Origin of the sequence: Catenovulum sediminis (assembly GCF_007289895.1) — a bacterium.
GTDB classification, from domain to species: Bacteria; Pseudomonadota; Gammaproteobacteria; order Enterobacterales; family Alteromonadaceae; genus Catenovulum; species Catenovulum sediminis.
The window spans coordinates 401615-419610 of record NZ_CP041661.1 but is presented as its reverse complement, the minus strand read 5'-3'; the positions used below and the strand labels follow the sequence as shown (position 1 = coordinate 419610).

The 17996-nt window shown below is 37.8% G+C and carries 15 protein-coding genes and 2 pseudogenes; 11 read left to right on the top strand and 6 right to left on the bottom strand.

The features are described from left to right. Positions 1 to 8 precede the first annotated feature (8 nt). Positions 9 to 176, top strand: a pseudogene (locus FNT16_RS19120) (transposase); the annotation flags it as partial. Positions 177 to 257: 81 nt separating this feature from the next. On the opposite strand, the gene FNT16_RS19115 reads toward FNT16_RS19120, so the two are convergent. Both FNT16_RS19115 and FNT16_RS19110 read right to left on the bottom strand, forming a co-directional pair. Next, on the bottom strand, positions 258 to 851 hold the full coding sequence (locus FNT16_RS19115) for a hypothetical protein (protein ID WP_143873519.1): 594 nt from the start codon (positions 849 to 851) through the stop codon (positions 258 to 260). After that, entirely contained in the window at positions 848 to 1681 is an 834-nt protein-coding gene (locus FNT16_RS19110) for a hypothetical protein (protein WP_143873516.1), read from the bottom strand. Before FNT16_RS19110 ends, FNT16_RS19115 begins: the two co-directional genes overlap by 4 nt. A 123-nt stretch (positions 1682 to 1804) precedes the next feature. Here FNT16_RS19110 and FNT16_RS19105 point away from each other — a divergent pair. Next, positions 1805 to 2964, top strand: a protein-coding gene (locus tag FNT16_RS19105; RefSeq protein ID WP_143873513.1) for an IS3 family transposase whose coding sequence is annotated in 2 segments (ribosomal slippage) — positions 1805 to 2051 and positions 2051 to 2964 — 1161 coding nt in all. Because the reading frame shifts where the segments join, the coding sequence is not laid out codon by codon here. Positions 2965 to 3151: 187 nt separating this feature from the next. Here FNT16_RS19105 and FNT16_RS19100 read toward each other — a convergent pair. Next, positions 3152 to 4313 (bottom strand): annotated as a pseudogene (locus FNT16_RS19100) (IS3 family transposase). 431 nt (positions 4314 to 4744) lie between these two features. Here FNT16_RS19100 and FNT16_RS19095 point away from each other — a divergent pair. The 4 genes from FNT16_RS19095 (at position 4745) to FNT16_RS19080 (ending at position 7544) form a co-directional block, all read left to right on the top strand. Further along, entirely contained in the window at positions 4745 to 5410 is a 666-nt protein-coding gene (locus FNT16_RS19095) for a putative glycoside hydrolase (RefSeq protein ID WP_143873512.1), read from the top strand. A gap of 13 nt (positions 5411 to 5423) precedes the next feature. Next, positions 5424 to 6140: an SDR family NAD(P)-dependent oxidoreductase gene (locus tag FNT16_RS19090; protein WP_143873509.1), complete on the top strand. Its 717-nt coding sequence runs from the start codon at positions 5424 to 5426 to the stop codon at positions 6138 to 6140. Between the two features lie 6 nt (positions 6141 to 6146). Further along, complete coding sequence (locus FNT16_RS19085; protein ID WP_143873508.1) at positions 6147 to 6758, top strand: LysE family transporter; 612 nt, start codon at positions 6147 to 6149, stop codon at positions 6756 to 6758. A gap of 126 nt (positions 6759 to 6884) precedes the next feature. After that, positions 6885 to 7544, top strand: coding sequence for a dUTP diphosphatase (locus FNT16_RS19080; RefSeq protein WP_143873506.1), 660 nt, complete (start codon positions 6885 to 6887; stop codon positions 7542 to 7544). Between the two features lie 24 nt (positions 7545 to 7568). On the opposite strand, the gene FNT16_RS19075 is transcribed toward FNT16_RS19080, so the two are convergent. Then, complete coding sequence (locus FNT16_RS19075) at positions 7569 to 8429, bottom strand: helix-turn-helix transcriptional regulator (protein ID WP_143873505.1); 861 nt, start codon at positions 8427 to 8429, stop codon at positions 7569 to 7571. Between the two features lie 150 nt (positions 8430 to 8579). Here FNT16_RS19075 and FNT16_RS19070 point away from each other — a divergent pair. After that, a protein-coding gene (locus FNT16_RS19070) for an IS3 family transposase (RefSeq protein ID WP_143873502.1) occupies positions 8580 to 10135 on the top strand; the annotation gives its coding sequence in 2 pieces (ribosomal slippage) (positions 8580 to 9048 and positions 9048 to 10135; 1557 coding nt in all). A 70-nt stretch (positions 10136 to 10205) separates the two neighbouring features. Continuing rightward, on the top strand, positions 10206 to 10505 hold the full coding sequence (locus FNT16_RS19065) for a SemiSWEET family sugar transporter (RefSeq protein WP_143873500.1): 300 nt from the start codon (positions 10206 to 10208) through the stop codon (positions 10503 to 10505). A 103-nt stretch (positions 10506 to 10608) separates the two neighbouring features. Here FNT16_RS19065 and FNT16_RS19060 read toward each other — a convergent pair whose 3' ends face one another. Next, positions 10609 to 12246, bottom strand: coding sequence for a sugar porter family MFS transporter (locus tag FNT16_RS19060; RefSeq protein WP_143873498.1), 1638 nt, complete (start codon positions 12244 to 12246; stop codon positions 10609 to 10611). A 268-nt stretch (positions 12247 to 12514) separates the two neighbouring features. Between FNT16_RS19060 and FNT16_RS19055 the strand changes: the two genes are divergently transcribed. The 3 genes from FNT16_RS19055 (at position 12515) to FNT16_RS19045 (ending at position 16483) form a co-directional block, all read left to right on the top strand. Then, positions 12515 to 13099 (top strand): hypothetical protein, encoded by a 585-nt coding sequence (locus tag FNT16_RS19055; protein WP_143873496.1) that lies wholly within the window; start codon positions 12515 to 12517, stop codon positions 13097 to 13099. Positions 13100 to 13287: 188 nt separating this feature from the next. Next, positions 13288 to 14184: a hypothetical protein gene (locus FNT16_RS19050; RefSeq protein WP_143873493.1), complete on the top strand. Its 897-nt coding sequence runs from the start codon at positions 13288 to 13290 to the stop codon at positions 14182 to 14184. Between the two features lie 1183 nt (positions 14185 to 15367). Further along, positions 15368 to 16483 (top strand): hypothetical protein, encoded by a 1116-nt coding sequence (locus FNT16_RS19045; protein WP_143873491.1) that lies wholly within the window; start codon positions 15368 to 15370, stop codon positions 16481 to 16483. Positions 16484 to 16541: 58 nt separating this feature from the next. On the opposite strand, the gene FNT16_RS19040 is transcribed toward FNT16_RS19045, so the two are convergent. After that, positions 16542 to 17996: a hypothetical protein gene (locus tag FNT16_RS19040; RefSeq protein WP_143873490.1), complete on the bottom strand. Its 1455-nt coding sequence runs from the start codon at positions 17994 to 17996 to the stop codon at positions 16542 to 16544.

The window sequence follows — 17996 nt, the reverse complement described above, 5'->3', positions numbered from 1 at the left end:
AGGTCGTTATGAGCTTACAAAAATCACATAAAAGTTACCCGCAGGAATTTAAAGATGAAGCGGTCCTAATGGTTACTGAGCAAGGCTATAGTGTTTCAGAGGCTGCAAAATCGCTAGGCATAGGTACAAGCCTTTTGTACAAATGGAAAGATAAGTATGATGCGCAACACATAGGGTGTGATAATCATTCTATTCTAAAATCGAAGATTTTTAGGGTCTAAAAACAAGCAAAGCAGCCAATGGCTGCTTTCATACATTTACTCAACTTGAGCCAATAAACCTTCCACATATTGAAGATAAATTTCGACCCCACCTGTCGTATTTTGTATAGAAGATAACCTTTTCTGTTCATTTTCTAATAAAGATTTAATATCACGTTTCTTATTTGCATGCCATGAAACTGCCGCAACAAAAAACGGATGTTTCATGTAAGGCAATAAATCCTCAACTTTTGTAATAGCATCTAAATAAGGTAATGCTTTATCTAGGAGCGCTGGTTTGGCATCATTTTGGAAATTCCGAATAAACCCTTCTTCATATTTACAACGATATTTATGCTCACGAAAGTGAACACCATGCTTTGGATGTAGCGCACTACATACATCACTCGGTATCCCCAATGTATCAGGAAAACGCATCTCAAAGGCTGGATCAATGACGGGAGATGTCACAAACACTCTAATTATAAAACTAGAGCCATCTCTACTTAAAATAGGCATAATAATGTCGCACAAATCCCCCCTCATACGAGAAAAAGTACAATACTCACTATCTTTTGAACTAAAACCATATGGAGTTAGTACGTCACCAAAATAGGTTAACGCGAGTTGCTTAAACTCTTTAGTATTCATAGGCGTTTAAATATCTCCTCAACAGAAACCCCAATTCTTTTGGTTAAATCTGCCTGCCTATTTTGAGCAATCAACTTTTCAATACCACCGTGGGTTTTCAAATCAAGCGCCTTAATAATATTCCCATTGTCAAATATCTCGATGTCAGCACCGATTGTTCCAGGTAATCGTACATTGTTACCAACAAGCGCACCATTATTATCTCTGAATGGTTCGACCTGAAGAGAAAATGGGCTATCTGCATCACTTAATCGCATATTAAGTCTATCATTTAATCTTTCAAAGTATTTATGAGCTCTTGTTCCAAATGCTTGCGCTGTATTATTAATTCGCCCTCTCGCTAGAGCTCGATGCGTTAGCTCCATCGCAATATCAGCATTGCGATTAATCTCATGCAACACACCACCTACAGTACTCAGATCCGTTGCTCTGTCAGCAATTCTTGCCATCCTTGATGCATCAACGGCCTTCCCAACTAAGGGGATCATTGCCAATAAAGAAAGTCCAGCCGCCAAGTAATCACCCTTGGATAGTGAAATACCTGCACTCCCTATATCGGCTAGCTGAGAGACGACTGGAACCTCACTCATTCCCACAGCATCCAAGCCCATTTGAATAGTAACCAGTCTGGACATACCTGCGTTAGGCGTTTGGATTCTGGAAGCTATCGCTATCGCTAACGCTTCATTATGATTTTGCTGAAATGCAATTCTATCTCTGGCATGGTAACTCGCTGAAGCCATACCACGATTCATACCATTAATATATGCCACAGATTTGTGAATAGGCGTATCAATAACATCTTGGATTGCTCTTCCCTGTGCTTCCATAAACCCTATATTTAGAGCTCGTCCAAGGCTTGTACCATCCCATGCGTTACCAAAATGTGTTCTGGTCTAATGATAACGGACACTTAATTTGAGATAATACAATCATAAAATTAAGAGGTCGTTATGAGCTTAAAAAAATCACATAAAAGTTACCCGCAGGAATTTAAAGATGAAGCGGTCCTAATGGTTACTGAGCAAGGCTATAGTGTTTCAGAGGCTGCAAAATCGCTAGGTATAGGTACAAGCCTTTTGTACAAATGGAAAGATAAGTATGATGCGCAACAACAAGGTATCTCATTAGACGAATCAGAGCGTGAAGAATTAAAACGTTTGCGTAAAGAAAACAAGACCTTACGTATGGAGAAGGAGATCTTAAAAAAGGCCAGCGCCTTCTTTGCAAAAGAAATGAAGTAAGATATCGTTTCATTAAGAAACAAGCTGGTCAGTACCCTGTGGTTTTACTTTGCCGTGTTATGGAAGTAAGTAAATCCGGTTATTACGACTGGCTGAATCGGCCTGCAAAGCTGATAGATATCAACACATTGAAGCTTTACCGGCGTGTCCGGGACTTGTTTAAAAAAAGCCGAGGAAGCTTAGGCAACCGGGAAATGGTAAAGCGATTACGTAAAGAAGGCTATAAAGTTGGTCGGTATTTTGTGCGAAAAATTATGCACCGTTTGCGCCTTAAGGTGACCCAGAGAGTTGCTTATAAGGTTACAACCAAACGCAAACATACTGATACAGTCGCTGATAACCTTTTGAACATGAATTTCAATCCAACAGCTGCGAACCAGGTGTGGGCTGGAGATGTGAGCTATTTAAAAACCGGTGAAGGCTGGATGTATTTAGCTGTCGTTATGGACTTATATTCACGACGAATTGTCGGCTGGCACATAGACAAACGTATGACCGTTGATCTAGTGTTTAAAGCCTTGAAGAAAGCGCATAACTTACGTCAACCACCCAAAGGGGTGATTTTTCATAGTGATAGAGGCTCGCAATACACGAGCAAAGACTATCAAAAATTGTTGGGGCGCTATGGGATGCGGGCCAGCATGGGAGATGTGGGTGCGTGTTGGGATAATGCAGTGGTTGAGCGATTCTTCGGTAGTTTGAAGCATGATTGGATATTAAAGATCAACCAACCGACAAGGGCGTTTATAAAGCAGGATGTTACTGTTTACATTAAATATTACAACTTAGAAAGGCTGCATTCAGCTAACGGTGACTTGTCACCAATTGAGTTTGAAAATTCTAAACAAAATGTGTCCGATATTGCTTGACCAGTACAATGATCAGCTAAAGAATTTCTAGCCGTAGACAGACTGGAATAGCTATCTAATTGTGATAAATCAACTGTAGCGTTAGTAAAACCATCTCCGCCTATGATGAGTTTACTTCCGTCACGATCAACGTTTAAGTTGATCGCTCCACTCGATTTTGTAATGGTCAACTTTTCCTATAGAAATTCTAAGCGGCATTTTTCATTTCAATATACTTTTGGAGTGGCGTCATATAACCAAGGGCTGAATGCCTTCTTTTGTAATTATAAAACGCAATGTATTTTTCAACTTCACACACACAACAGATTCATGGTTAATAAAACTAATATTATTTAATCGTTCAGTTTTTAAACTTCTAAAAAACCTTTCCATTACAGCATTGTCCAAACAATTTCCGCGTCTGCTCATACTTTGGGTTATCTTTAACGTTTTGAGCCTTTTTCTGAACGCGCCAGCAGAATATTGCACTCCTTGATCCGAGTGAAATATCAATTTAGATGTATCGGGTTGTTGGCGTTGAACTGCATCATCCAATGCAGCTTTTGTTAGCAGAGCATCAGGACTGGTCGATAGTGCATAACCAACAATTTCCTTAGTGGCTAAATCAAGTACACAAGCCAAGTAACTCCAGCCTCTATGATGCTTTATATACGTTATATCACCGACATAATGAGTGTTATAAGTTTCAGGCACAAATTTACGCTTAATTAAATTTGGTGCATATTTATGCTCTGTGCCTGAGGTTGGATAATGGTGTCGTGTTTTGGGTCTTATTGCCTTTAATCTTTGATTTCTCATGACTTTAGATATTTTGTATAAGCCAACATGACATCCAATACCGAGCAGTTCGGCTTGTATTCTTCGTTTGCCATAAGTGTACCCTGATTCGTTAAAAATCAGCTTAACCAATATATTTAATACTTCGTCTGCTTCAGATGGCGTTTTAGCATCGTAGTAAAAACTACTGCTGCAAACACCAAGTGCATTACATAATTCAGTGACGCTAAAGTCTGGGTGCGCTTTCTTCATTTGCTTCACGACTTGTGGTTTGGATTGTCCAGTATGAAGAAAGCGGCTGCTTTTTTTAATATGTCATTATCCCTTTGTGCGCGTTTTAGTTGAGCTTCTAATTCTTGTATGCGTCGCTGTTCGGGTGTTAATGCTTTTGAGCTTGTTGGGGTTTCACCTTTGAGCTCTGCAATATATTGTTGCTTCCAACGTGATACTGCTGACTTGCCTGCGCCTGATATTTCTTCTATCTGCCGGTTGCTGTAACCTTCATCAACCATGAGCTTGGCGTATTCTAATTTTTGTTTTGCACTTAATGTAACTTTTGTTTTTCTGGTCATTTTTATACCTTTAAGATTTTGCTAATTGTAAGCTATAAATCTCTACAGTTGTATTAGACCATTACACTTTAATTTGGGTGTTTCCCCATGCGGTATGTTCTCGCACTTGTTTACGGCTAAAACGATAATCACTTTGTTTTAATGCTGTGGTCGTGCATGTGTGTTGCACCATTTGATATATCAATTCTAATAATTGTCGAGCCTTTTCAAGCAAGTGATGGGATGAATGAGTTAAGACGACGTATTATTCACCACTAAGAAGCTCTGATACTTGGCACTATAAAAAAATCAAAATCCCTGCATTGGGGTCTAATTAATTTCGGTTATAGTTTTAAGATTTTATATATAAATTTACGTGAAGGCACTTGCATTCTTTCAAATTAATCAACATACTTGTAACAATAAATTGTTGTCAATATTGAGGTGCTCTTATGCTTCTAAGTAAAGCGGGTAAAACCGGATTATTGGCGCTATTTAAAGGACTATCTGCGCTTTGTTTTGTAATTATTAGCTTCAAAGCTTTTGCTAATAACCCTGTATCTGATTATGTAATCGAAGGTAAACCGATTAAGCCGTGGAAATTATCGGTTGGTAATGCATTTGAATGGGGTATTCCGATTGAAGACCAGCAAGGTAAAACGAAACGTGCTAATCTGATTGTTTCACCAATTGAAATTAACAAACCAAATGATGCAATAAACGTTAAATGGCGTGGAAAAGATAAAGCTGCTTGGTTTTCTAATATCACGTTAAATGGCAACAAAATTGATTTATCGAGTGTAGAAGATAAAGCAGCGCTCAATCTGGAAATCAGAATTCACCGAGAACCTACGTCTATTGCAAAAATAACGATGCGTTGTAATTGGAAAAATGATTGCCAGGGCGAATTACCGCTAAACCCTTTATTAAGCCAGTTACCCCAAGATGAATGGACGGCCCTAACCTTGCCTTTAAATTGTTTTAATCAAGAGGGGCAATTCGATTTCAAAAATGTCACGGATATCTTTGCGATTTCAACACAAGGTAAAATGGAATTGGATATCGCGAATGTATATCTAGTTGCTTTACCCGAAGGTAACAAAGGCTGTAAAAAATAACCTTAGGAAAATCATGAGTTTCATATTAATCACAGGTGCAAATCGAGGAATCGGTTTGCATCTTTGTCGTCATTATTTGTCCCAAGGTCAAAATATTATAGCCTTGGCTCGAAGCCACAGTTCCGCTTTAGAGGCATTGCAAACGCATTATCAAACCGATCAGCAACCTGATCAATCAGGTCAATTCAAAGTATACCAATGTGATTTAAACCAAGAAGAATCAATTCAGCAAGTTGCTGAATCAATTAAACTACAAGGTATAGAGCTTGAGCTGGTAATTCACAACGCTGGTGTAAGCATTAATGAATCCTTCGGTAATTGGACTCAAAAGGCGTTTATCGATAACTATAGAGTCAATGCCGTCGCACCTGCATTGTTAACGCAAGCTTTGTTTTCGCAATTCGCGCACAAAGCAAAAATCATTCTTTTTTCGTCTGGTGTTGCCTCATTATCTGAGGCTAAAGATGTGAGAAAAAGTGCTTTAGACAGTTATGCAATGAGTAAAGTCGCTTTAAATATGCTTGCAGTTAAATTAAGTAACGCCTGTGATGGGGTTAATGCGATATGTTGTGCGATTAACCCCGGTTGGGTTAGAACGGATATGGGCGGCCAAGACGCAACGCAAAGTCCAGAGGAAACTGTGATAAGCTTAACGCAAACGATTGCGAATTTATCGGAAGAAAAAAATGCAAGTTTCCTATCTTTGGCGGGTGAACCAATTTCATGGTGATTGCCAGTGAGTTTAGATATATGGCTCGCCTTTTTTGCTGCATGTTGGGTTATTAGTCTATCTCCGGGGGCTGGTGCAATCGCGTCAATGACAAGTGGCCTGAAATTTGGTTTCTGGCAGGGTTATTGGAACGTTATTGGTATGCAATTGGCGATTTTATTGCATTTTGTCATGGTGGCAACCGGTATAGGGGCGATTATTGCATCTTCTGCCTTGTTATTTAACTTGATCAAATGGTTTGGTGTTTTGTATTTAGTTTATTTAGGATATAGGCAATGGTCGCAGTCATCGAAATTAACGGCACATACAGAAGATTACAAATTATCTGCGAAACAACTTATTGCCCGTGGTTTTTTGGTTAATATCACTAATCCTAAAGCAATCATTTTTATGCTGGCGATTATTCCGCAGTTTTTAAACCCCGAAAAACCTTTAGCTCAGCAATATGGCGTTTTATCCATCACTATGGTTTCAGTTGATCTACTGGTAATGGGCTGTTACACCGGTTTTGCGGCGCGAGCGATGAAATTTTTAATATCTGAAAAACAACTTCACACTGTTAACCGTATATTTGCTACGTTGTTTATTGTAGCCGCGATATTGCTGGCGTATTTCTAACTCAGCTGTTTATCTTTTAACAAAAATAAACGTAATTGAGTAATGTAAATTTATAAAAACTGGATATTACAAATCAGTCTATTAAACTAACGCCAACTAATAAGACGAAGAAACAGAGGAATTTTGATGCTAACCTCCCCACAAGCAGCCACTATGTTGGCTTTGCAAGATAAAATGAACGCCAAAGTAAACCCTGATTGGGTCGCAGTTAAGTCACCTTTTTTACGCGCAGTGGTCATAGAAGCTGCAGAAGCAATTGAACATCACGGTTGGAAATGGTGGAAGAAGCAAGATTGTGATTTAGAGCAATTACAGATGGAGTTGGTTGATATCTGGCATTTTATTTTGTCAGCTATTTTAATAAAACATGAAGGGAATCAAGAAAAAGCGTTGCAAGACGTTTTTGCTGATTTAGAAACCTTAAGTTTACAATTTGATGGTCAAAGTTATGTATACCAAGAATTAAGCTTACTGCAAAAATTAGAGTTGATGATTGGTTTAGCAGCAGCAAAACGTTACGATTTGGGCTTGTTTTCAGCCTTACTTGCAGATTGCCAAATGCAATGGGATGATCTATATGCGCAGTATGTCAGTAAAAATGTGCTTAATTTTTTCCGCCAAGACAACGGATATAAAGAAGGCACTTACGTAAAAATCTGGAGCGGTCGTGAAGATAACGAACATTTGGTTGAAATTATGAGCAAACTTGATGTTAAGTCTGAAAATTATCAGACAGATCTGTATAACGAGCTCAATGCGCGCTACCAAATGTTAGACATGGCTTAGTTTATATAAGATAAGGTGCTATGACTATTTCGCGTGCTGCACCTTGTCTGCTCCGCCTTTTCGGAATTTTCCCGGCGGAATGCCAACTGATTTTTTAAATCGTTTAGAAAAATTAAACACATCTGTATAACCAACTTGCTCTGCGATATGTTCTATTGTCCAAGCGGTATTAATCAGCAAATATTTGGCGCGTTCCATTCTTAAAAAGATTAAATGTTGAATTGGACTTCTAGAAAAATACTTTTGAAAAAGCCTGTGAAGGTGTGGCGCTGAATAATTCACGAGTTTACTCATTTCCTCCACAGTCCAATTGCAATGCAAACGCTTTTCTATATCTCTGATAAGCTGAGTTAAACGCTGAGATTCAATTGTTTCTGATGTCGGTGCGCATAAGGTATCATTTAGGTAATGAGATAGTTGATTTATTATTGGCTTTCGCAGTTGCGGGTCTCTTTCATAATAAATTATGCTAAGTGCATGAAATAATTGTTTAGCACTATCGCAACAGGTCACTGCGGGTCTATCAGCGATCAAAGTGCGCCACTTTTCAATATCCTCTAAAGCAAACCAAACCATGGTCCAGCTTGGCTGAACTAATTCCATTAAAAATGGTTTGTGAGCAGGTAAGGTCATCAAATTACATTTACCAACATCTTGTATGCCTGTTTCGTTATGTAGTCTAATTGAGCCATCGACACAATATAAAACGGTGTGATAATCGGGGTTTACCCGGCCCACACAATATTTTCCAGCTAAATTAGAGACACCCGAAATCGGAATATGAAATTGCGCCATTTCTGGCACTTTGTTGTAGTCTACGAATCGCTCGTTACATTCAGAGCCAATTTCGAAAACCTCCTGCCATCTGTTCTTTGGTTTACTCATAGACTGCTCATACCTTTGTTGTGATAGTTTTGAACATTTTTAAGATAGCTTATTCCATACAAAATTAACATCACTCACGAGATAATAACCTCAACATCCCCCTGTGTCAGGATAGATGTCGCCTCTAACTTTAATTAGAGGCAAATAAAAATGAGTTATAAATTTACTGAAGAATTTAAAATCCAAGCGGTCGAAAAAGCTTTGAATCGCCGAAGTGATGTTAATTTAAAAGATATCGCACTTGAGCTAAATGTTGGCTATTCAACATTGCAAAAATGGATTGTACTTGCTAAAAACCATCAACTGGAATTTACCGACAACGGCAATAAAATGAAAAAAGAAAAACGACCTCAAGATTGGAGCGCAGAAGCTCGATTAAACGCCATCATTGCCTGTGCGTCATTAGACGATGAAGGTCTCAATCAATATTGCCGTGCCCAAGGGATATACCCACATCATATACAGCAGTGGAAACAAGATATAACCCAAAGAAACTTGCCAAGCACCACGAAAGCGTCTGCCACGCACACAAAGCAATTAAAAAACGAAATTAAACAACTGCAAAAAGAATTGAATCGCAAAGATAAAGCCTTAGCAGAAACAGCTGCATTATTGGTACTCAAAAAAAAAGTGGATGCCATTTGGGGTTCCAGCGAGGACGATTAACACCAATGGAAGAGCGCAGACAGTTAATCAAATGGGTTCAGGAAGCCCAATCTTCCGGAGCCAGTCAGGCCAAAGCCTGTCGTTTACTGGGGTTGAGTGAAAAAAGCATACAACGGTGGATAAAAAATGAAAATATGCAAGATGGCCGGATAGAGGCAATTAAAACGCCTGCTAATCGACTGACTGACATTGAATGCCAGAAAATAATACAGATAGCAAACAGTGATGAATATGCAGATTTATCCGCCAGTAAAATTGTGCCGAAACTGTTAGATAAAGGCATTTGGATTGCATCGGTGAGTTCATTTAACCGGGTCATGAAAAACCATAACCTACTGACGCACCGAGAAAAAAGCAAGCCAGCAAAAACAGTCGCTAAACCTCAGGCTTTAACAGCGACACAGGCAAATGAGATATACACTTGGGACATCACCTACTTACCGACCCAGGTGAAAGGACTGTTTTTATACTTGTACTTAGTGATGGATATTTATAGCCGAAAAATAGTGGGTTGGCAGATACATGAAACCGAGTTGAGCGAATTAGCAGCTGATTTAATGACGGATATTTGTCAAAGAGAACAAATTAAGCGTGACCAAGTCACATTGCATTCGGACAATGGCAGCCCGATGAAAGGAGCGACTATGCTGGCGACACTGCAAGAACTGGGGATTATGCCCTCGTTTAGCCGCCCGTCAGTGAGTAACGATAATCCTTATTCTGAGTCGTTGTTTAAGACATTGAAATATAGACCGGAATACCCAGAAAAAGCATTTGAAAGTATAACGACAGCTAGAGCGTGGGTGAGTGGATTTGTAAACTGGTACAACGATGAACATTTGCACAGTGGAATTAAGTTTGTCACACCCAATCAGCGCCACGCTGGATTGGATAAAGAGATACTGGCTCATCGCCATAAAATTAATACAGAAGCTAAGATGAAGCACCCGACTCGTTGGTCAGGCAAAACACGAGACTGGTCTGCCATCGAACAGGTACATTTAAACCCGACAAAAAATGAAGATGAGAAGGCAGCATAAAATTTAACTTTAGGCGACAACTATCTTGAAAAACACCGACATATAAGACAGTAAGTTGTGAGGGTTTATTATGAGCAATATAGAAATTTTAGGTTTTGTCTCGGCTTTTTTAACCACGTTTTCGTTTTTACCACAAGCCATACAAGTGATAAAAACACGAGATACTAGCTCTCTATCATTAGCGATGTACAGTATATTTACCGTTGGGGTTGCCTCTTGGATGAGCTATGGATTTATGATTGGCGATAAAGCTGTGATAGTCGCTAATATGATAACGTTAATATTTTCCGCAACCATTTTAGCAATCAAGTTATACAATGAATTTTTCAATAAAAACTTGCATGAAAAAGTGAGTAAACATCCTGTCTAGGTTTGCTGGTAAGCGCTAGATAAAGATGTGTGGCTTTTTCTCAGGAACAGCAGGCTCCGGGTTTTTATGAGAAAAAGCCACACAATTCGTTGGTAGTCAAACGCTAGGTATTGGTTGCGTTAAGTTTACTACCCTGTTCTTTTGGGGCGAAACCATCAGAAGCTTCACCTTTGTCATGTCCACCAATGAGCTCTTCAATTTCTTCAATAGTTTTACCCTTGGTTTCTGGCGTAATTTTCGCCATAACAAGTAAACCGACTACACAGAAACTGGCATAAGCGAGGAAAGTTGCTGCAGCGCCTAAGTTTTCGAGTTGCCAAGGGAATAATGTAGGTACAATAATCCCGCCAAAAATGGTCGCAACTAATGCACAAGAAGTGATCGCAACAGCGCGAACCTTAGTTGGAAATATCTCAGAGAACAAGATCCACAAAATAGGCCCAAGTGAAAAATTGTAAGAACAGACAAATACAATGATACCAAAAAGTACCAAGCTACTATTCATACTTGTTGCTGCTAACAGTAATTCACTTTCAATTAAAGCGAAGTTGTTTAAACCAATGCTACCGACCACTGCCTCTTTAAATGAAATATCACTGTAATACTCTACGCCCACAATTGAAGTGAGAGCACTGCTGTCAATTGTCGATCCTAATGCGATTAAGGTATCAGCATCAATAACATAACTGGCATTGAAAAAACCATATGTCACTATTGCCATGCTACTTGCGCAAACCACTAAGCCACCTAATAATATTTTTCGGCGGCCTAATTTATCAATTAATACAAGTGCTAGGATGGTAAAGAAAGTACCAATCAAACTAACCCAAATAGACTGTAGGAATGCGGAATCACCGCCACCGACTTGTTGGAATATCATTGGCATAAACGCTAATACTGCGTTCATACCTGAGAGAGCTTGGATCATTGCCATAAATACGCCAATCAACAGCGCCATTCTCATATTTTTACTAAATAAGACTTTAAGCTGTTCGCCATAACTTAAAGTGTGCTCCGTGTTTTTAAGACTATCGGTAATTTGCGCAAATTCAGCCTCGACCCGGTTGGCAGGAACAAGCTTTTCAATAACAGAGCGTGATTTTGCGGCGCTGTGATTTAACATTAACCAACGCGGGCTTTCTGGGATAAGCATTAATAAACCAAACCAAATGACGGCGGGTAGTATTTCAACACCTAGCATCCAACGCCAAACATTGCCTTCGTTTAAACCAATTGCTGCGGTCCACTCTAGATCTGCTGCAATCCATTCAACCAAGAAATAATTTAATATAGTCGCGGCCAATATACCGAAAACGATATTTAACTGGTTAAGGCCCACCAGCTTGCCCCGCATATGGGCGGGTGCTATTTCACCTATGTACATAGAAGCTAGGCTAAGTGAAGTGAATGCTAATCCGCCGACAAGACGCGCCATGAACAATGCAAAGTAACTAGGCGCAAAAGCTGAACCTAAAGCTGAGATAATATATAACGCGGCAATAATCATTAGGGTTTTTTTACGGCCTAACTTATCGCAAAAATAGCCAGCGACAAGTAAAGCCAGTAATGCCCCGTAGTTCGGAGCTGCTGCAATATTCCCCTTTTCAATGGCGGTTAAACCAAATTCTACCGTCGTGTATTGAAAGGTTCCGGATATCAACATGATATCTAAACCGAATATAAACCCGCCTATAGATACAATAAAAGCATATAGGAGCGCGTTTCGATTTGTCTGATTCATTCTTAACTTCTCATCATTAACACTTAGTAAAACGGATTAAAAATCAGTTCGACTAATAAATTTACTCTATTGTTAATTAAAAGTAGCAAAATGACAATCATTTTTGAAGGCAATTTTATGTTAATTGTATGCAATATTGTTTTTCTAGCCCAATTTCTTAGTTACAAACTTGAAGAATTATATGTGCTTAGGTGTTATCTGTAACATATTCAACGCAGTTAAAATAATATAAACTAACACCTATCTATTCTCAATTTTGTGTACAGCGATGCAAAAACTTTCCAAAGATCAACGGTGGCATGAATATGTAACCAGTCATGATTTTGATGATCTCAAATCTGAAGTATTGGCTGCCGGTTATCAAATACAAGAGCTTGAGGACGCCCTTAAACTAGATTATAAAGACGCTCAATTGAAACTTAAATCAATTCTACCAATGCAAAGTTTTAAGCGTTTAAATGGCCGTTTTAGAGCGTATGTTCATAGACTTCAAACTCAAAAAACAACAATAACCGTTGATTCATTTATTTTAACTCGACTTGATGCATTAAAAGCTAAAATGGAATTAGATTCTTATGCCGATCTATTAGAGTATTTAATCAAACCAGACGGACAGTATGCGAAAGAAATTAAGGATTTTTTAAACTCAAATAGAGATTACGCCTCAGGATCGTTGCAGGCATCTATTCAAGCCTTGTTAAGCGTACTCTATTACGAACATCAGGTGCTGATAAAGAAACTCATGACTGAACAATTTGAACGCGGCTGGCATGCTTGCAAGAGCGCGAAAACAAAATCAACAAAAACCTTGTTAGCAAAACAACAGGAATCTATAGATGAGTGGTTTAAATAAACCATCTAATACCGAATATCTTCCCAACATACAAATATATGAACACATACAAAAACCTTAAGCTCCTGCGTCACTGAAAAATCTAGTTTCCCAACACCTCTACCACCAATTTATCAACATAAGAAAACAATATTTGTATGTTGGGAAGCATTGTCTATAATAAGGAAAACAGAAAATCTTAAAAGCCCATGCAAAACAAAATTAAATTAATAGAAAAGTATAAAGAATTAACTGAATCAATACTGGATTTTAATGAAATAATAAAGCCAAGTTATGCTCAAGTTTATCAGCTTGGTGCATTGGATTTGCGGACAAAATCCCCCAAAATATTAAAAGAAGGAGAAGCTGAACTGGCAAAAGAAGCTTACCAACATTTTAAATTGGATGCTGGCGATACTGTTAAACATGTTATTCGCTATCCAGGTATATTAGCCATAGATGATCAAAACCATTTTAATCAGATAAAAATTGCGAGTGCTAAAATCAACTTACTTAAAAAAGATTTAAAGTTATTTCTTAAAAAGAACGGAAAGCCTGCTTACTTTATTAATCAATTAGGCGAGCAAATATATGCGGCAAATGACCTACTCTTCAAAACATTGCCTATGGTGAACCAATTGATGACTACACGGCAAATAGATTGCCTAGAAGAGCCCGTAAAAAATTACTCTTTTTCTTGGAATATCGATTTTATCCACCAGAAAGTCGAAAACTTTGAAGATTACAAAATAAAAATACTAAAAAAATTCTACGAGCCACCTGCAGATATCCATCATACTGAATGGCAAAGAGAGCTTGAGAATTTTTTAAAAAAAATCGATGAGTATCGACAGAAAAATATAGAGCTTAGAATCATACGGCCAAAACCAATCGAACCTGCAATTTATATCTCTTATTTTAGTCAAAAACCAATCACACTTAAGCCAAAACTACCTATCATTATATATGTATCTGAAAACGTGAAGTTACAACAAAAACAACTTAAACCCGCCCCTCACCATCCAGACACAATGACACATGGGCGAAAATATCGTTATGAAAAGTTATCCAAGCATTTTTACCTATACGCGTGCCATAAAATATAAACAGATCAAATGTTACAGATAACAAATCTAAAACGCCACGAATGGTTGTGAGTAAGTAAAAAGCGATAGCACTTAATATTGATCTGTATAGCAACAGATATTGATTTAATAGTACCTAAAAGCGATCCTCTTTCGACTTTATTGTGGATAAAATATAAAAAAATAGAGATTATTAGTACCTAATTTAAGTCGTCTAAAAATCAGTTGTGTGAATAATCTGTGCATAAGATAAGAGAGCCAGATTTTAATAGCACCTAATATTGATCTGGTTTAATACCTTTTAACAGCAGTCGATAGTACTTTATACAACCAAAAATTATATAAAAAGCTACCTAATAGTGATCTGAATTTAAATTAACTTATTGTTTTTAATATAAAAAATACTATCTCTCCTAATTCCATAACACCTTTAAAGATCCCTAAAAAAGAACCTAATTACCTATAAGATAACTTGAAGAAAGAAATAAATAGTGACGGTACTAATTAGGCACTATTATCTCAAAATCAATTTTTCACGGTAGATTTTAGGTACTAAAACATAGTTCTAATGATGCGGCGGGGCAAAATAGGTAGTATTTAGCAAAAAAAAGTATCCAAACAACTCAAACCTAAGCAAATTCCTAAAATACTGAAATATTCACGTAACGTATTAGGTACTAAAGACATAAATATTTACGTTTGGCGGTACATTTTAGGTAGTAAAAACAATCTCACGTGACATTCTAGGTAGTATTAAAACGAATGTAACGGTATCACGGGGCATTTTAGGCACTATTAATTGTATATAAATCATCCACGGTACAAATCAGGTAGTAATGATCGCTTATATTGTGTACGACGGTAGATTTTAGGTACTATAACCACAATATATTGTGTTTGATCTAGCAAAAAAAACCATAAAATCAGTACATCACAGCACAATTTAGGTAGTAAAAAACCAAATCAATGGGATGATCACTAAAAATTATTCAACATTTATTTTTAATGGTACTAACTAGGTAGTATTAGTTGAGTTAATTTTGCACATTATTTACGCTGACGGTACTAATAAGGTAGTAAAAAATAAATTAGATCAGTATTAGGTAGTAAACAGATCAATATTAGGGTCTATACATGACTAGCCATCCGTTAAAAAACAGTTATTATGCCAAAAACCTTTAGCTATCATTAATTGAGTATTAACATGGATAAATCAGACATCGAAAATGATGAACTCGCAGAAATCAAAGAAAGTCGCCAACTCTCTTTGTTCAAACTGCTAGACGAAGCTGAGTTAACCAATAGTAATAAACATTTAGAATACACAAACTCAATTGGTAGTATTGATATTATTCCAAGATTTTGGCGAGGCAAGAACTCAGCATTTAGCAAAGATGAAGCCACTAAACGAGCGATCACCTGTACAAACACCTACACTTTCAGTAATCGAAAATTCAAAGCTGTTATCTCTCCAGCAATTCTAACGCGTACAAATGATAAAGGCCAAGAAGAAGAATATTTTGCCTACCCTGGCGATAGAGAAGAGCTCATTGAAAAAGTTTTATTTTTGATAGCAACGAAAGATGGATTACATTCTATTCGCAATGGCAATCAAGTTCGTTATGGTGTTTTCTTTTCCCTATACCGCGTCCGAGAAGAATTAAAAAAAATAAACAAAACCCGTAGTTATGATGCTATCAAAGAATCATTGATGATTTTAAAAGATAGCCGAATCAAAATTACATCTGAAAATTCAGATGGTGTAGAGTACACAATCACACACGATATTTTTTCAGATGCGGTATTAGAAAGCTCTGGTGTGGGCCGCGGTAAAAACAGATACTGGATAGGCTTTAGTGATTATTTAGTGGGTGAAATACTTAAGCTAAATTATCGACAAGTGTTGTACAGTCGCTTTACTAACTATTCGAGTGCACTGAGTCGCTTCCTTGATTTATATTTAAGTAACGCGTGGAAAAACGCGACATATAATACAACAACCCGTATTAGCTTAAACCGTATAATGGAAAACTTTGGTAAAAAACAAGTTCAGTTAGATTCGAAAAGACGAGACATGCGTCAGGCCTTATTAGATTTAGAAAAGGCAGGTGTTATTCAAAACGTACCTTACGCTGAAAAAACAATTGATGATGAAGGTTGTGATGACTACGTATATGATTTGCTACCCACTAAAAAGTTTGTTGATGAAATCATTAAGGCTAATGCAAAACATAAAGGGTTACGCAAATTAAGCGAAGGGATTGAACAAAATACGATTACGCATATAGGTACAAAAAAGCAAAGATTAACCTCTATCTAATTAATCCCCTATTGAATATTACCCAATAGGGGATCGATTTAGTAAATTGATATACCCACTATTTAACTTGATTTACCGTATAATAAATAACAGGCACACTTGGTGAGCGCCCTTTCCCATCTTTTAGCCCATTTAATGTAATCATAACAACTTTACGTTCAGTTAGTTTTGATTTAAAAATTAAACTCTTGCGGTCTTTCGCTACAACAACATTGTCTACCGCTAAAGATTTTTCATCTTGTTTAGGTGAGCCGTATCTATTGCTATATTGATAACCCCACTCTTTTACTTTTATCTCTAAATTTTTAGCTGACTGCATTGTTAATGCTTCAGTAAAAGTGATCTTGAATCCAGAGGAAACCATGCTTACATCAGCGATTTCAAAAGGATGGGTACCATCCCACTCAACTTTTTGTAAACCAAATGGTTTACCACCAACCGAATACCAACCTCTGGCTGTCTGGCCAACCCAAAGCCCACCATTTACATCAAACTCTGTTCGAATATTGCCACTTTGAAATCCATTGATAAAATTAATAACAGCGCCCTGATAGACGCCGTTGACTTCATCTAATATAACCCTAAAAATATTAGATTGAGTCTGATCGCCTATAAATATTTGATTTTCAAATGGTCCAAATTTGCCTTTTGTAATATTCCATTCTGGATTGCCAGGTGAGTTCGCCACTTCAGCATGAGGTATCCACACAACAGGATATTCACGCATTTTTTCAAACAGCTCAAAGTTTTTCTGCTCTTTTAAAATCCGCTTCGTTGTCCAATCTGGATGGTCTCTTAAGCCGACAGGGTGACCATAAAATGCATCTTTTTTAAGCAAGTGTAACTTAGAAGTTTCAACCCAGTCACCCTGATTATCAGTGAAAAATACTTCATTCTTAGGACTAATACCAATTCCTGCAGGTGATCTTAACCCTGTTGCATACGGAATAAATTCCCCTTTGTTATTGACTTGATATGCCCAGCCGCGGTACCCGCCAGCACTATCCATAGCACCTAGTTTCAACGCATCCGGCACCCCATGCCCTAAATTGAGTGTGCCATAATAATTACCTTGTTTGTCTTTTACCGGGCCAAAGTTAAATTCGTGATAGTTGTCATGAAACGTCCAATCATTCGCCATTCCAACAAATCTATCAATCACACCATCCTGATTGTCATCTATTAAACGTGTAAGTTCTGGTTTTTGTGCAACCACTAAACTTCCGTCGGAGTCACACATTAATCCAGTTGGCTCGTGCAAACCTTCTGCTATTTTCAACCATTCGTCATTTTTGTAACGCCAAACGTCTCCAAAACGAGTTGCAATGAACAATTCGCCCTTAACATTGGAATCCATCCCTGTCACGTGAAAACGAACATCTTTTGGTGTTTGAATCGTTTTGATATGGTAACCATCGGGTATATAAGTCGTCTTAGCCGCGGATGCCGGTAGTGCTGTGCAAGCACAATAAACGGATAGTAAAGTGGCTAATTTACCTAACTTGTATTTCAT